Below are 13,292 nucleotides of genomic sequence, written 5' to 3'. Positions count from 1 at the left end.
TATACGGCAGGCAGCGGTATGGGCGCTTTCGGGCTGGCCCTGAACCTCTGCCCGGGCTGGATCAACTTCTTCGTCGGCACCGATCTGGTGGCGACGCGCTTCACGCCGCAGTTCATACCGGTCAAACAAAAGTCCATGAATGTAACATTCGGACTGGGTATTCCCCTGGGCCGGCGCAGCCACCGCGTGGCTGAATACGTCCGCGCTTCCGACCGCAAATAGCGTGGGGAAAACCACACGATTCCCGGATCGGCCGATGCGTCGATCCGGGAATTTTTCATATCCATATCGGATAAAGTTCGCCCCAATAAGGGAAAAAGCGACTGCAAACCCGGTAAAAGACCCGGGATTTAGCTATTTCAGGCGTACCCATACCAGAATCGGGCAGAGGTATTGTAATTTCAGAATCTTTGTTTACCTTTGTTGCACTGAAAATAAAACGAACCGTCATTCGACGGTCACGATCCGAATACATATTGCGGCGGCCCGGAAATCTGTGTGAAGTTGCGTCACTAAATTTTTGAATTCTTCAAGGGCCGCCGCAATTTTTACAAAAGACCGTAGCGCAAATATACGCTACGGTCTTTTTTTCAGACAGGCGTCATCCTATATTTCGGCCAGCGCCAGGCTTCGCTGCAAGGAGGCCTCCATCGTCCGGCGCCCGGCCTCGGCGATCTCCGTGGCACGGTAAAACTCGAAAAGCCCGAAACTGTCGGCCGGTATCTCGATCAGCACGTCGGGTTTGTAGAGCCGGCACATCAACTGGGCGATCCGCTGCTGCATGATCTCCGACGACGAGGTAATCAACTTATAATAATTTACCGAGCTGCGCTCCTGGGCCGAAAACGACGCACTCACGTCCACGGCCACCAGCAGTTCGCCCGACCGGCGCCGCACCCGGTTGAGGGGCAGCGGATTGACCGTTCCGCCGTCGATCAGCACCATGTCGCCCATGCGCATGGGCTGGAAAACCGACGGAATGGATATCGACGCGCGAATGGCATCGTAGAGTCCCCCGCGGTCGAAAACCACTTCGCGGCCCGTCATCAGATCGGCCGCCACAGCCGCGAACGGAATAGGCAACTCCTCGATCCGCACATCGGGCACCAGCTGCTTGAGCGCCTGGATCACGCGGTTGCCCTTGACCAGCCCCTCGGCGCTGAAGGTAAAGTCGACCAGGCTGAGCACTTTATAGCGATCCAGTTCGCACATCCACTCCTTGAACAAATCCAGGTGGCCCGCGGCGTACATGCCGCCCACCAGCGCACCCATCGAGGTGCCGGCTACGGCCGTGATCTCGAATCCGGCCTCCTCCAGCGCTTCGATGGCTCCGATGTGGGCTACGCCCCGCGCGCCGCCGCCACCCAGTACCAAAGCGACTTTTCTTTTCTCCATATTCTGCTTCTCTCCTCTCTTTTGATTTTCGGTTTGCCGATTCTTGCACGCATCGTGCCGAAACAAAACAAAAAAGTCTCCGTCCCGGCCTGCGGCGTCACTCTCCGACACACACCACCCGATCCATCCTCACGTCGTGCGGCTCGACCGGCAGCGCTTCGACCAGTTGGTGGGCATAGCACGCCCCGATCTTCACGGCCCGCACCCCGGACTGCGACAGATAGCGGTCATAAAACCCTTTTCCGCGCCCCAGGCGCGCACCGCAGCGATCGAACGCCACGCCCGGCACCACGACCAGCTCGATCTCCTCCGGCCGGCACACCCGCGCACCGGCCCCCGGCTCGGCGATGCCGAACGCCCCGCAGACCATCGTCGCGCGATCGTAGTCGTAGAACTGCATCGTTTCGCCCTCGACCCGCGGCACGACGACGCGTTTCCCGCAGCTCCAGGCTGCCAGGGCCGCCGTCATGTCCGGCTCGTCGGGCAATGCACAGAACAGCCCCACGCATCGTGCCGCGGCGAACTCCGGCAACTCCCCGATGCGCCCGATCAGCTGCTCCGACATCCGGCGACGCACGTCGCCCGCCAATGCGAGGTTACGCCGTTTCATCATCGCACGCCATTCTTTCTTTGTCATAAAACCCTCGTTTTCGGTTCAATTTCCCCGCTGCTTCTATTGTTATTCCGCAAACAATGGCTATCTTTGCAGACGGAACACATCAAATATTAACAAATATAACAAAATTATCGTTATGAACTGCTTTCTCTGCAATTCTTCGCTGGGCAAGAAGTTGGTAATGAGCGTTTCGGGCTGCGCCCTGGTGCTCTTCATCCTCTTCCACATGGCCATGAACATTACCGTGCTCTTCTCGCCCGAAGCCTACAACGCAATCTGCGGATTCCTGGGCGCCAACTGGTATGCACTGGTCGGCACGGCAGGTTTGGCCGCACTGGTGGTACTGCACTTCGCCTATGCGGTCGTGCTGACGCTCAACAACTACCGTGCTCGCGGCTCGCAGCGCTACGAAGTGACCGTCAAGGAGCACGGCGTGTCGTGGGCCTCGAAGAACATGCTCGTGCTGGGCTTCATCGTACTGGGCGGCCTGGCGCTGCACCTCTTCAACTTCTGGGCGAAGATGCAGCTCGTCGAACTTACGGGCAGCCACGTCAACGCGCTGGGCTACGCCCCCACCGACGGCGCAGCGCTCATCGCCTACACCTTCTCGCAGTGGTACTACGTGGCACTCTACCTGCTGTGGTTCGCAGCACTCTGGTTCCACCTCACGCACGGCGTGTGGTCGATGTTCCAGACCGTGGGCTGGGCCAACGACACGTGGTATCCGCGCCTGAAGTGCCTGGCCAACATCGTGGCTACGATCATCTTCGCAGGCTTCGCCGCCGTGGTCGTGATCTACTTCGCCAAGAGTCTGTGCCCCTGCTGCGCAGGCATCTGCTAACCCTCCGACCCGTTTTCAAGAACAATATAACAATACGAATATATGGCTCTCAAATTAGATGCTAAAATTCCCGCCGGCGAACTCGCACAGAAGTGGAGCAACCACAAGGCGGCGATCAAGGTCGTAAGCCCGGCCAACAAACGCAAACTCGACGTCATCATCGTCGGAACGGGCCTGGGCGGCGCCTCCGCAGCCGCGTCGCTCGGCGAACTGGGCTACAACGTCAAAATCTTCTGCATCCAGGATTCGCCCCGCCGCGCCCACTCGATCGCGGCGCAGGGCGGTATCAACGCTGCGAAGAACTACCAGAACGACAACGACTCGGTATACCGCCTCTTCTACGACACGATCAAGGGCGGCGACTACCGTGCCCGCGAAGCCAACGTCTACCGTCTGGCCGAGGTGTCGAACCTCATCATCGACCAGTGCGTGGCCCAGGGCGTACCCTTCGCCCGCGAATACGGCGGCCTGCTGGCCAACCGCTCGTTCGGCGGCGCACAGGTGTCGCGTACGTTCTACGCCCGCGGCCAGACGGGCCAGCAGCTCCTGCTGGGCGCCTACGCCGCGCTGAACAAGGAGATCGCCGCAGGTTCGGTCAAGAGCTACCCGCGTCATGAGATGCTCGACATCGTCATCGAAGACGGCGAAGCCAAGGGCATCATCGCCCGCAACCTGGTAACGGGCGAAATCGAACGCCACGGAGCCCACGCCGTCGTGATCGCCACGGGCGGCTACGGCAACGTCTTCTTCCTCTCGACCAACGCCATGGCGTCGAACGGCTCGGCCGCATTCCAGTGCTACCGCAAGGGCGCCGGCTTCGCCAACCCCTGCTTCACGCAGATCCACCCCACCTGCATCCCCGTGCATGGCGACCAGCAGTCGAAACTGACCCTCATGTCGGAGTCGCTGCGCAACGACGGCCGCATCTGGGTGCCGAAGAAGATCGAAGACGTCAAGGCCATCCGCTCGGGCGCCAAGAAACCTTCGGACATCGCCGAAGAAGACCGCGACTACTACCTGGAGCGCCGCTACCCGGCGTTCGGCAACCTCGTGCCGCGCGACGTGGCGTCGCGTGCCGCCAAGGAGCGCTGCGACGCAGGCTTCGGCGTGAACGAGACCGGCCTGGCCGTCTTCCTCGACTTCAAGACCGCGATCGAACGGCTGGGCAAGGAGATCATCAAGCAGCGCTACGGCAACCTCTTCGACATGTACGAAGAGATCACCGACGTCAGCCCCTACGAGGAGCCGATGCAGATCTTCCCCGCCGTGCACTATACGATGGGCGGCATCTGGGTCGACTACAACCTCATGACCACCATCCCGGGCCTCTACGCCATCGGCGAAGCCAACTTCTCGGACCACGGAGCCAACCGTCTGGGCGCTTCGGCCCTGATGCAGGGTCTTGCCGACGGCTACTTCGTGCTGCCCTACACCATCGGCGACTACCTCTCGCACAAGATCCAAGCTCCGAAGGTAAAGACCGACACGCCGGCTTTCGACCAAGCTGAAAAGGACGTGAAGGAGAAGATCGCCAAGCTCTTCTCGATCAAGGGCAAGCAGTCGGTGGACGACATCCACAAGAAGCTGGGCCACATCATGTGGGAGAACGTCGGCATGGCCCGCACCAAGGAGTCGCTCGAAAAGGCCATCGCCGAGATTCAGGCCCTGCGCAAGGAGTTCTGGCAGGATGTGAAACTCGTAGGCTCGGAAAACGAATTCAACGTCGAATTGGAAAAGGCGCTGCGTCTGGCCGACTTCCTGGAACTGGGCGAGCTGATGGCCCGCGATGCACTGAACCGCGAGGAGTCGTGCGGCGGCCACTTCCGCTCGGAGCACCAGACCGAGGAGGGCGAGGCCAAGCGCGACGATGAAAACTTCGTCTACGCCGCCGTATGGGAATACAAAGGCATGGACGAGGCGCCGGAGCTGACCAAAGAACCGCTCAACTTCGAGTTCGTACACCCGGCCCAGCGCAACTACAAAGACTAAAACCGACTGACGTACAACATGAATCGAAACCGCACCGCCGGCCCCGACAACTCGGGTCTGCGACAGCGGGACGAGAAATAACAATTTGAGATTATGAATTTCACTTTGAAGATATGGCGTCAGAAGGACGCCAAGTCGAAAGGAGCGTTCGAATACTACAAGGTCGACAACATCTCGGCCGACACCTCGTTCCTGGAGATGCTCGACATCCTGAACAACAACCTCATCCACGAAGGCAAGGAACCCGTGGCATTCGACCACGACTGCCGCGAAGGCATCTGCGGCATGTGCTCGCTGCACATCGACGGCGAGGCCCACGGCCCGAGCCAGGGTGCGACGACCTGCCAGATCTACATGCGCAAGTTCAAGGACGGCGCGACGATTACCATCGAGCCGTGGCGCTCGGCAGCGTTCCCCGTCATCAAGGACTTGGTGGTCAATCGTTCGGCCTACGATCAGATTCTCCAGGCCGGCGGCTTCATCTCGGTGCGCACCAACTCGGTGCCCGACGCCAATGCCATGCCGATTCCGAAGGCCGATGCCGACGAGTCGATGGATGCGGCGGCCTGCATCGGCTGCGGCGCCTGCGCGGCGACGTGCAAGAACGGCTCGGCTATGCTCTTCGTGGCGGCCCGCGTCTCGTCGCTGGCCAAGCTCCCGCAAGGCCGCGTAGAGGGTGCCCGCCGCGCCAAGGCCATGGTGGCGAAGATGGACGAACTGGGCTTCGGCAACTGCACCAACACCGGCGCCTGCCAGGCCGAGTGCCCGAAGTCGATTTCGATCGCCCACATCGCCCGACTGAACCGCGAATTCCTCTCGGCGAAGTTCGAGGACTAAAAAAGAGGGTTCCACCGATGCGGCTGTTGCCGCCCGCCCGGAAGTCTTTCATGGAAAGCCCCGCTCCGGACACCGAGAGAGCATACGTTCATCGGTGTTTCGGGAGGTCTCGCTTTCACAACAAAACCTGCAATCTTTTCCGATTGCAGGTTTTGTTGTGAAAGCGGCGCCATGACCACAGGAAAGGGCTGCATGCCCGCACGAATAATAGAGACAGAACCTTGCTTATAATCAGCTGCCGGTCGCTGTCTCTCCCGTGCGGTTCGTTCGCCGAGGAGGCAGCAATTCCATATCCGCCCGCCGGAACAAATTGTCCGACCCTCGGCCCGCCGGGCCGAAGCATCCGGTTGCGGCCCCGCAGCCCGAAAGCAAGAAGATAAAAAACAGCCCCATGCAGATGCTGGACGCAGCGCACGGCACGCGCGATAGCGCGGTTCCCGTTGTTCAACGGGTTCACGTTGCCTGAATTGAAGTTCAACATGCCTGCGTTGACATTGCCCGCTGCGTAGGACGACGACGACCAAGCATAGCCGTTCGTGCCGACGTTCTCCAAGGCTCCCGTCGCGTTGCTGCGGTAGCCCGTGGCAACCGTGAAAAGCAATCGCTGGAATGGATGCGGCGGAGGAGTCCTTCGGAGCAACACCGCCGCAAACTGGGATGGACAACTGACGGCACCGCAAAATCGCTCGTTGCGGAAATCGCATACGCATGCGGATTGCGTCTTACGCCGTCAGCGGATTGCTGAATCTACACACCACACTGGCGGAAGCCGTAGCTTGCCGCCACTCCGGGTCGAATGGGAACTGTCTTTTATCTGTATGTATATCTTAGAGGTATTCGTTCGTCATGCCACGAAAAGCAGGGGAGAATATCCTCCCTCTCTTTCCCGACGGTTCTGCGTCCGTACCCGGCCGCCGCTCCGCACCGGGAAGCGCAGCAAGCACTCCCCGGCCGGAAACAAAGATAATGGAAATCGGACGAAACATCAAATTTTTGAAAAAATTAGTACTTTGTATTGCATAATACCAAAACTTGCATTATATTTGCAGCAGAAAAATAGCAAACCAGCCGGATCATGAAAGAAACGATCAACGCCAATATCGGCTCGGTAGCGTTTACCGTCGACCTGGACGCCTACCGACTGTTGAAAGAGTATCTGGACGACGTACGCAGCCGGCTTTCAGCCAACGTACAGGAGACCATGGACGACATCGAACGGCGTTTCGCCGAAATTTTCCACGAGCGCATCGCATCGCCCATGCAGGTCGTGACGGCCGACATGGTGCGCGCGGCCATCGAGCGCATGGGACAGCCCTCCGACTTCGGCGAGCAGCACGCACCCGCCGCAACTCCGCGCCCGATGCTGCGCCGGTCGCGCCGCGACCGTTCGATAGCGGGCATCTGCGGCGGTCTGGCCGAGTTCTTCGGCACCGATCCCACGCTCGTTCGGATCGTCACGCTGCTGCTGATTCTCTTCGGCGGGCTTTCGCTCTGGGTCTACATCATCCTATGGATCATCATTCCCGAGGCCCCCGCACCGAAATTCACGACAACCGACAAAAAACCATAACGACATGGCAACCGACAAACGAAAACTCTACCGCACGCGCAACGGCATCATAGCCGGCGTCTGCGGCGGTCTGGCTGAATTCTTCGGCCTGGATACGGCGCTGCTGCGCATCGCCACCCTGATATTGATCCTCTTCGGCGGGCTTTCGCTCTGGGTCTACATCATCCTCTGGATCCTCGTGCCCAAGGCCCCCAAACAACTTAACGCTTGACCGCTATGGCTGAAGACAACGTAAAGGCGCAGATGCGCAAGGGCATCCTGGAGTACTGCATCCTGGCCATTCTCTCGCGCGGGGATTCCTACGCCCCGAAGATCATCGCCGAGCTGAAGCAAACCGAGATGATCGTGGTCGAGGGTACGCTCTACCCGATCCTCACGCGCCAGAAGAACGCCGGGCTGCTGACCTACCGCTGGGAAGAGTCGCCGCAAGGCCCGCCGCGCAAATACTACACCCTCACGGAGAAAGGCCGCGAGTATTTGACGGCCCTCGATCAGGCCTGGGACGAGCTGGTCGGACAGATCCGCACCATCCGCCACGGCAAAACCGAAATATGAACCCGAACCAACACTCCACGATTATGAAAAAACTCTTTCTGCTCATCGCCGGCCTGGGATTCCTGGCCGCCATCATCGGCTGTCTGCTGGGACTGACGGCAAAAAAAGTGTTCGCCGACGAACGTTTCTTTGCCCAGCGCGTGAAAGGCAGCGGCCGAATCGTTACCCGCATGCAGGAGGTGCCGGCATTCCAGGCCATCGAAGCCTCGCGCAGCGTAGAAGTCATCGTGACCGGCACGGAAAGCCGCACCGCACGCATCGACGCCGACGACAACCTGATCGACAAGGTCATCGTGACCGTCGAGGAAGGCAAGCTCAAAGTCGGCATCGACCGGTCGGTCAAGGATTTGCGCGACTGTCATGTCTCCGTCACGGCACCCCATCCCGACGGACTCCGCAGCCTGGTGGCGAACAGCGCGGCGCAGATTCGCTGCAAGCAGCCGCTGACCGCCGCGAAAACGAAGCTCTCGGCATCGAGCGCCGCCCGCATCGTCGCAGCCGTCGAAGCTACGGAGTGCAAGATCGACGCATCGAGCGCTGCAATGATCGAAGCCACGGTAAAGGCCACCGACTGCGACATCGAGACATCGAGCGCCTCGCAAATCGAAGCCACGGTCAACGCTGCGAAGTGCGACATCGCCGCGTCGAGCGCCTCGAAGATCGAAATCGAAGGCACGGCGCAGGAGTGCGAAGCCGACCTCAGCTCGGCCTCGAAATTAACGGCCAAGAACTTCGCCGTGCAGCACTACGATATCGAGACGTCGAGCGGCTCCTCGGCCCGCATCCGCTGTACGGAACGTCTCCAGGCCAAGGCTTCGAGCGGTTCGCTCATCCGCTATTCGGGCCGATGCGAAACCCGCATCAGCAAATCGAGCGGCGGCAGCGTGCACGCCGAATAACCCAGATCGCAAGATATCATGAAAGAGGTAAAAAAATGCAGTCTCTCGGGCGTGGCCTTTACACTGGACACCGACGCCTACGAAGCGCTCGCCGCCTACATCGAGAGCCTGAAGAAAAGCTATGAGAATTCGGCCGACGGCGAAGAGATCGTGGCCGACATCGAGGCGCGCATCGCCGAACTGATCCTCTCGGCGCAGGACAACACCCACGTGGTCGAGCTGCCCCTGGTGCAGAACATCATCCGCCAGATGGGTTCGGCCGCGGACATCTCCGACGCCGATCTGGACGACGCCCGCCGCGGCGGGCCGCGCATCCCCCGCCGCCTCTACCGCGACAGCGACAACGCCAAGTTGGGCGGCGTCTGCTCGGGCATCGGCAAATACTTCGACATCGACCCCGTGTGGGTGCGGCTGGCGCTCTTCCTGCCGCTGCTGCTTACCTGCTTCCAGTGGGTGCCGCTGCTGCGCTGGACAGGGCCGATGATGGCCAATCTGTTCGGCATCTTCATCATCTGCTACCTGATCATGTGGTTCGCTGTGCCGGCGGCCCGCACCGCCCGTCAGAAACTGGAGATGAACGGCGAAAAGATTACCGAACAGACCATCCGCCGCACGACGGCCGCCGCAGGAGCCTACGACCCCGACGGACATGCCAAACCGGTAATCGCCGAAGCGGTTTCGGTCATGGGCAAGATCGTGCTGATGCTCTGCAAGATTTTCGCCGGGCTGCTGGTCTTCGGATTCATCATGCTGGCCTGCGCCCTGATCATCGGGCTGTTCGCCCTGCTGGTGGGCGGCCACGATCTGCCGCTCTCGCCGGCGTTCCTGCACGACATGTCGCTGTGGCTGCCGATTCTCGGCATCTTCGCCCTGCTCATTCCGGTCATCCTGCTGATCTACGTCATGATGTGTCTGATCGCCTCGCGCAAGCCGGGCGGCAAGACGGTGCTGATCTTCTTCCTGCTGTGGCTGACGAACATCGTCGCACTCTCGTGCCTGGCCGTGCGCGAAAACGTAAGCACAGGAATAAGCCACAAATACAAGACGATGGGGCGCATGCTCCAAAGCAAAGTGGTCATCGACGGCGACACGACGACCCTGGAACGGATGCTCAACGAATTCGAAGATGAACAAATCGTCGAAAACGACTTGAAGTCCGTCCATATAACCGTCCCCTCGAAAGGACTGGACATCGTGGTCGACAAGGAAAAATCCCGCCTGGACATCACTTCCGACGGCAAGCGCATCGCTGCCACCGTGCAGACCGACGAACCGGCAGACAGAAAAACGAACAAAACGGCGCGCAAACCGGCATCCCGGACAAGGGACAACGCTGCGGACGGCACCACTGAATAAGAAGCGTCGAAACGACGGAACGACAATGCCGGGCAGGGTTGCGACTCCGCCCGGCATTTTTTGAGAAATTTGAAATAATTATTAACTTTGACCGGTTTTGTTAGTTAACGGTAAACTATGGCAAGTATCAAATGTATCGGCATTCTCACGTCGGGAGGCGACGCCCCCGGCATGAATGCGGCAATCCGTGCGGTAACCCGCAGCGCGATCTACAACGGCTTTGCCGTGAAAGGAGTCATGCGCGGCTACAAAGGCCTGGTGTTCAATGAGATCGTCGACTTCAAATCGCAGAGCGTCAGCAACATCATCCAGCTGGGCGGCACGATTCTGAAAACCGCCCGATGCAAGGAGTTCGCCACGCCCGAAGGACGCAAGCAAGCCTACGACAACATGGTGGCCGCCGGCATCGACGCCTTGGTGGTCATCGGCGGCGACGGTTCGCTCACGGGCGCCGGCATCTTCGCGCAGGAGTACAACGTACCGATCGTGGGACTTCCGGGCACCATCGACAACGACCTGGGCGGCACCGACTCGACGATCGGCTACGACACGGCACTGAACACCATCATGGAGGCCGTCGACAAGCTGCGCGACACGGCGTCGAGCCACGAACGCCTCTTTTTCGTGGAGGTCATGGGCCACACGGCCGGCTACCTGGCGCTCAACAGCGCTCTGGCTACCGGTTCCGAAGCAGCGATCATCCCCGAGATGGAGACCGAAGTCGACCAGCTGGCCGAACTCATCAACCACGGCTTCCGCAAGAGCAAGAATTCGGCGATCGTCATCGTAGCCGAGAATCCCCTGACGGGCGGCGCCACAGCTTTGGCCGAACGCGTCAAGAAAGAATTCCCGCAATACGACGCGCGCGTCACGATCCTGGGCCACATCCAGCGCGGCGGCTCGCCCACGGCTTTCGACCGCATCCTGGCCTCGCGCATGGGCGAAGCAGCCATCGAAGCGATCATGGAGGGACAGCGCAACGTGATGATCGGCACCGAGAACGGCAAGATCGTCTACGTGCCCTTCTCCAAGGCCGTAAAACACAACAAAGGCATCGACCGTCAAAACCTCGATCTGGTAAAAATCCTTTCGATATAATCCTGCGACCCTAAACCCGAACTCATGCTGACGATAAACCGCGTTATTGGCATCGGCAACGCGCTGACCGACATGCTGGTCAACCTGAAAACCGACTCCGTGCTGGAGCGCTTCGACCTGCCCAAAGGCTCGATGAACCTGGTGGACACCCGCCTGCAAACCGACATCTCCAAGTCGGTGGCCGGACTTCCCTACTCGCTCTCGCTGGGCGGCTCGGCCGGCAATACCATCCGCGCCATGGCGCAGCTGGGCTGCAAAGTGGGCTTCATCGGCAAGGTGGGACAGGACACCACGGGCGACTTCTTCGTCCAGGCGCTCGAAAACCTCAAGGTCGCGCCGGTGGTCTTCCGCGGCAAGGAGCGTTCGGGCAAATGCGTGTCGCTCATCTCGCCGGACGGCGAACGAACGATGGTTACCCACTTGGGTGCGGCGCTCGAATTGAGCGCCGAAGAGATCGCCCCCGCCATCTTCGAGGGCTACGACTGCCTTTACGTCGAAGGCTACCTGGTTCAGGATCACGCCCTGATCCGCAAGGCGGCCGAGACGGCCAAGGCCTGCGGACTGAAAGTAGCGATCGACCTGGCGAGCTTCAACATCGTGGCCGAGAATCTGGTGTTCCTGCGCGACCTGGTAAGCAGTTTCGTAGACATCGTTTTCGCCAACGAGGACGAAGCCAAAGCGTTTACCTGCGAGGCCGAGCCGCTCAATGCGCTTCAGATGATTTCGGGCATGTGCGAGCTGGCCGTAGTGAAGATCGGCACGCGAGGCGCCCTGATCAAGCAGGGCGACGAAGTAGTGCACGTAGGCATCATGGCGGCAGCCAAACGCGTCGACACCACCGGTGCGGGCGATTTCTATGCCGCGGGGTTCCTTTCGGGATTGTGCGACGGGCTGTCGCTGCGCCAGTGCGGCACGATCGGTGCCATCACGGCCGGCAAAGTGATCGAAGTCGTGGGCACCACGTTCGGCGAAGATGCCTGGAAAGACATTTACCGTCTGGTCAACAAGGTAAAGACCGAAAAGTACCTGTTTTGAGCAGGCGGCGAAGAAGAAGCGGGAGGGAGTGTCCGAGAAGGCGCTCCCTCCTGTTTTATTCGAAAAACAGCCCCCGGGAGATATGCCACCGCATTTTTAACAGCCAGCGGGCCTGAGAAGGCCGCATCGTGCAACACAGCAGCAGCGTAGCGCCCCATTTCATGATTTCGAGTATCCGCGCTTTGCACCGGCGGCGATGGATCGCAGCCCGCAGCCGCTGGCTCCGGCCGACGTTGCAACACAAGCGCCGAAAATAAGACTCGGTCAGTTTTTCGGGCGGGATGATATGCCATATCACAGCGCCGGGTACATACCAGATCGTCTCGCCGCCCCGCAGCATCCGCTCGAACAGATCGTTCTCCTCGCCGCCGATCAACTCGCGGCCCACACGCCCCAACGACACGTCGAACCCGCCGTAACGCAGCGCCGCGTCGCGCCGGAACGCCATGTTGCCGCCGCCCGGCACCCGCCCGCGCGGAAACGGACGCACCTCCGGGCCGAAATCCATCGGATTGGCCACGGGCATCTCGGTATATTTCGACATCCAGCGCGGCCGTGCAGTCGTATATTCCGCCACGATACGCCCCCCGGCCACCACAGCATCGGGATGCGCAGCGAAGAAATCCAGATAGGCAGCGACGAAACCCTCGTTGATGCGCTCGTCGTCGTCGACCGCCGCCACCCTCGCGGCCCGCGCCTCCTGAAAACCCCGGTTGCGGGCGTGCGAAACCCCGGGTTCGGGTTCGTAGACCATCCGCAAGTTGAAATCCGGGTGGGAGGCGGCGAAAGCGGCGAAGCGTACGGACGTATCGTCGGTCGAGGCGTTGTCGACCACCACGCATTCCCACGCTGCCGGATCGGCCGTCTGCCGCACCACCGATTCGAGCAGCTCCAACAACGAAGCAGCCCGGTTGTGCGTAGGGATGACGAGCGACAAACGAATCATGATGCGAAGATAACAATTTATACGGAAAAACCTGCCGGGAATCAGGATTCCCGATTATCATTCGACCGCGTCCAAGATACGATATTCGGGCAAAACCGCCCCCTCTTTTACTCCCGGCTTTTCGACTTTGGCTGCGCCCAAGACGCTCCCGCTCG

General features: G+C 60.2%; 15 protein-coding genes. 11 read left to right on the top strand and 4 right to left on the bottom strand.

Annotated features, from left to right (window positions below; genetic code table 11):
- Positions 1-18: 18 nt before the first annotated feature.
- Entirely contained in the window at positions 19-222 is a 204-nt protein-coding gene (locus QZ298_RS06445) for a hypothetical protein (RefSeq protein WP_296006936.1), read from the top strand.
- Positions 223-606: 384 nt separating this feature from the next.
- Here QZ298_RS06445 and QZ298_RS06440 read toward each other — a convergent pair whose 3' ends face one another.
- Positions 607-1,395 carry a patatin-like phospholipase family protein gene (locus tag QZ298_RS06440; RefSeq protein WP_296006932.1) on the bottom strand — a complete coding sequence of 263 codons (789 nt, stop codon included), beginning with the start codon at positions 1,393-1,395 and terminating at the stop codon, positions 607-609.
- Positions 1,396-1,492: 97 nt separating this feature from the next.
- Positions 1,493-2,032, bottom strand: coding sequence for a 5-formyltetrahydrofolate cyclo-ligase (locus tag QZ298_RS06435; RefSeq protein WP_296006931.1), 540 nt, complete (start codon positions 2,030-2,032; stop codon positions 1,493-1,495).
- A 115-nt stretch (positions 2,033-2,147) separates the two neighbouring features.
- On the opposite strand from QZ298_RS06435, the gene QZ298_RS06430 reads away from it, so the two are divergent.
- From QZ298_RS06430 to QZ298_RS06420, 3 genes are all read left to right on the top strand, one after another.
- Positions 2,148-2,852 carry a succinate dehydrogenase/fumarate reductase cytochrome b subunit gene (locus tag QZ298_RS06430; protein ID WP_296006929.1) on the top strand — a complete coding sequence of 235 codons (705 nt, stop codon included), beginning with the start codon at positions 2,148-2,150 and terminating at the stop codon, positions 2,850-2,852.
- A 42-nt stretch (positions 2,853-2,894) separates the two neighbouring features.
- Positions 2,895-4,841 (top strand): fumarate reductase/succinate dehydrogenase flavoprotein subunit, encoded by a 1,947-nt coding sequence (locus QZ298_RS06425; RefSeq protein ID WP_296006927.1) that lies wholly within the window; start codon positions 2,895-2,897, stop codon positions 4,839-4,841.
- 93 nt (positions 4,842-4,934) lie between these two features.
- A complete protein-coding gene (locus tag QZ298_RS06420; RefSeq protein ID WP_296006924.1) occupies positions 4,935-5,678 on the top strand; it encodes a succinate dehydrogenase/fumarate reductase iron-sulfur subunit in 744 nt (247 codons plus the stop codon).
- A 115-nt stretch (positions 5,679-5,793) separates the two neighbouring features.
- On the opposite strand, the gene QZ298_RS06415 is transcribed toward QZ298_RS06420, so the two are convergent.
- The gene (locus tag QZ298_RS06415; protein ID WP_296006921.1) at positions 5,794-6,279 is read right to left on the bottom strand and encodes a hypothetical protein; all 486 of its coding nucleotides are present in this window, start codon (positions 6,277-6,279) and stop codon (positions 5,794-5,796) included.
- A gap of 474 nt (positions 6,280-6,753) precedes the next feature.
- Here QZ298_RS06415 and QZ298_RS06410 point away from each other — a divergent pair, with 474 nt between their 5' ends.
- The 7 genes from QZ298_RS06410 to QZ298_RS06380 all read left to right on the top strand — a co-directional run bounded on the left by QZ298_RS06410 (position 6,754) and on the right by QZ298_RS06380 (position 12,191).
- The gene (locus tag QZ298_RS06410) at positions 6,754-7,248 is read left to right on the top strand and encodes a PspC domain-containing protein (protein WP_296006916.1); all 495 of its coding nucleotides are present in this window, start codon (positions 6,754-6,756) and stop codon (positions 7,246-7,248) included.
- 4 nt (positions 7,249-7,252) lie between these two features.
- Positions 7,253-7,459: a PspC domain-containing protein gene (locus QZ298_RS06405; protein WP_296006913.1), complete on the top strand. Its 207-nt coding sequence runs from the start codon at positions 7,253-7,255 to the stop codon at positions 7,457-7,459.
- A 5-nt stretch (positions 7,460-7,464) separates the two neighbouring features.
- The gene (locus tag QZ298_RS06400) at positions 7,465-7,803 is read left to right on the top strand and encodes a PadR family transcriptional regulator (protein WP_296006912.1); all 339 of its coding nucleotides are present in this window, start codon (positions 7,465-7,467) and stop codon (positions 7,801-7,803) included.
- A gap of 23 nt (positions 7,804-7,826) precedes the next feature.
- Positions 7,827-8,702: a head GIN domain-containing protein gene (locus tag QZ298_RS06395; protein ID WP_296006910.1), complete on the top strand. Its 876-nt coding sequence runs from the start codon at positions 7,827-7,829 to the stop codon at positions 8,700-8,702.
- A gap of 18 nt (positions 8,703-8,720) precedes the next feature.
- Positions 8,721-10,058, top strand: coding sequence for a PspC domain-containing protein (locus QZ298_RS06390; RefSeq protein ID WP_296006907.1), 1,338 nt, complete (start codon positions 8,721-8,723; stop codon positions 10,056-10,058).
- Positions 10,059-10,175: 117 nt separating this feature from the next.
- Complete coding sequence (gene pfkA / locus QZ298_RS06385) at positions 10,176-11,156, top strand: 6-phosphofructokinase (protein ID WP_296006903.1); 981 nt, start codon at positions 10,176-10,178, stop codon at positions 11,154-11,156.
- 33 nt (positions 11,157-11,189) lie between these two features.
- The gene (locus QZ298_RS06380) at positions 11,190-12,191 is read left to right on the top strand and encodes an adenosine kinase (protein ID WP_296007127.1); all 1,002 of its coding nucleotides are present in this window, start codon (positions 11,190-11,192) and stop codon (positions 12,189-12,191) included.
- A gap of 55 nt (positions 12,192-12,246) precedes the next feature.
- Here the strand turns inward: QZ298_RS06380 and QZ298_RS06375 are convergent, their stop codons facing one another.
- Positions 12,247-13,137, bottom strand: a complete 891-nt coding sequence (locus QZ298_RS06375; RefSeq protein WP_296006900.1) for a glycosyltransferase — start codon at positions 13,135-13,137, stop codon at positions 12,247-12,249.
- Between the last annotated feature and the right edge of the window lie 155 nt (positions 13,138-13,292).

The organism is uncultured Alistipes sp., assembly GCF_910580175.1.
GTDB lineage: Bacteria > Bacteroidota > Bacteroidia > Bacteroidales > Rikenellaceae > Alistipes.
This window is presented reverse-complemented; position numbering and strand designations above follow the sequence as displayed.

What these genes read in the sequence shown, in the direction of transcription:
- QZ298_RS06445 (WP_296006936.1), top strand. Translation starts at nt 19, where the DNA reads ATGGGCGCTTTCGGGCTGGCCCTGAACCTCTGCCCGGGCTGGATCAAC.
- QZ298_RS06440 (WP_296006932.1), bottom strand. Translation starts at nt 1,395, where the DNA reads ATGGAGAAAAGAAAAGTCGCTTTGGTACTGGGTGGCGGCGGCGCGCGG.
- QZ298_RS06435 (WP_296006931.1), bottom strand. Translation starts at nt 2,032, where the DNA reads ATGACAAAGAAAGAATGGCGTGCGATGATGAAACGGCGTAACCTCGCA.
- QZ298_RS06430 (WP_296006929.1), top strand. Translation starts at nt 2,148, where the DNA reads ATGAACTGCTTTCTCTGCAATTCTTCGCTGGGCAAGAAGTTGGTAATG.
- QZ298_RS06425 (WP_296006927.1), top strand. Translation starts at nt 2,895, where the DNA reads ATGGCTCTCAAATTAGATGCTAAAATTCCCGCCGGCGAACTCGCACAG.
- QZ298_RS06420 (WP_296006924.1), top strand. Translation starts at nt 4,935, where the DNA reads ATGAATTTCACTTTGAAGATATGGCGTCAGAAGGACGCCAAGTCGAAA.
- QZ298_RS06410 (WP_296006916.1), top strand. Translation starts at nt 6,754, where the DNA reads ATGAAAGAAACGATCAACGCCAATATCGGCTCGGTAGCGTTTACCGTC.
- QZ298_RS06405 (WP_296006913.1), top strand. Translation starts at nt 7,253, where the DNA reads ATGGCAACCGACAAACGAAAACTCTACCGCACGCGCAACGGCATCATA.
- QZ298_RS06400 (WP_296006912.1), top strand. Translation starts at nt 7,465, where the DNA reads ATGGCTGAAGACAACGTAAAGGCGCAGATGCGCAAGGGCATCCTGGAG.
- QZ298_RS06395 (WP_296006910.1), top strand. Translation starts at nt 7,827, where the DNA reads ATGAAAAAACTCTTTCTGCTCATCGCCGGCCTGGGATTCCTGGCCGCC.
- QZ298_RS06390 (WP_296006907.1), top strand. Translation starts at nt 8,721, where the DNA reads ATGAAAGAGGTAAAAAAATGCAGTCTCTCGGGCGTGGCCTTTACACTG.
- pfkA (WP_296006903.1), top strand. Translation starts at nt 10,176, where the DNA reads ATGGCAAGTATCAAATGTATCGGCATTCTCACGTCGGGAGGCGACGCC.
- QZ298_RS06375 (WP_296006900.1), bottom strand. Translation starts at nt 13,137, where the DNA reads ATGATTCGTTTGTCGCTCGTCATCCCTACGCACAACCGGGCTGCTTCG.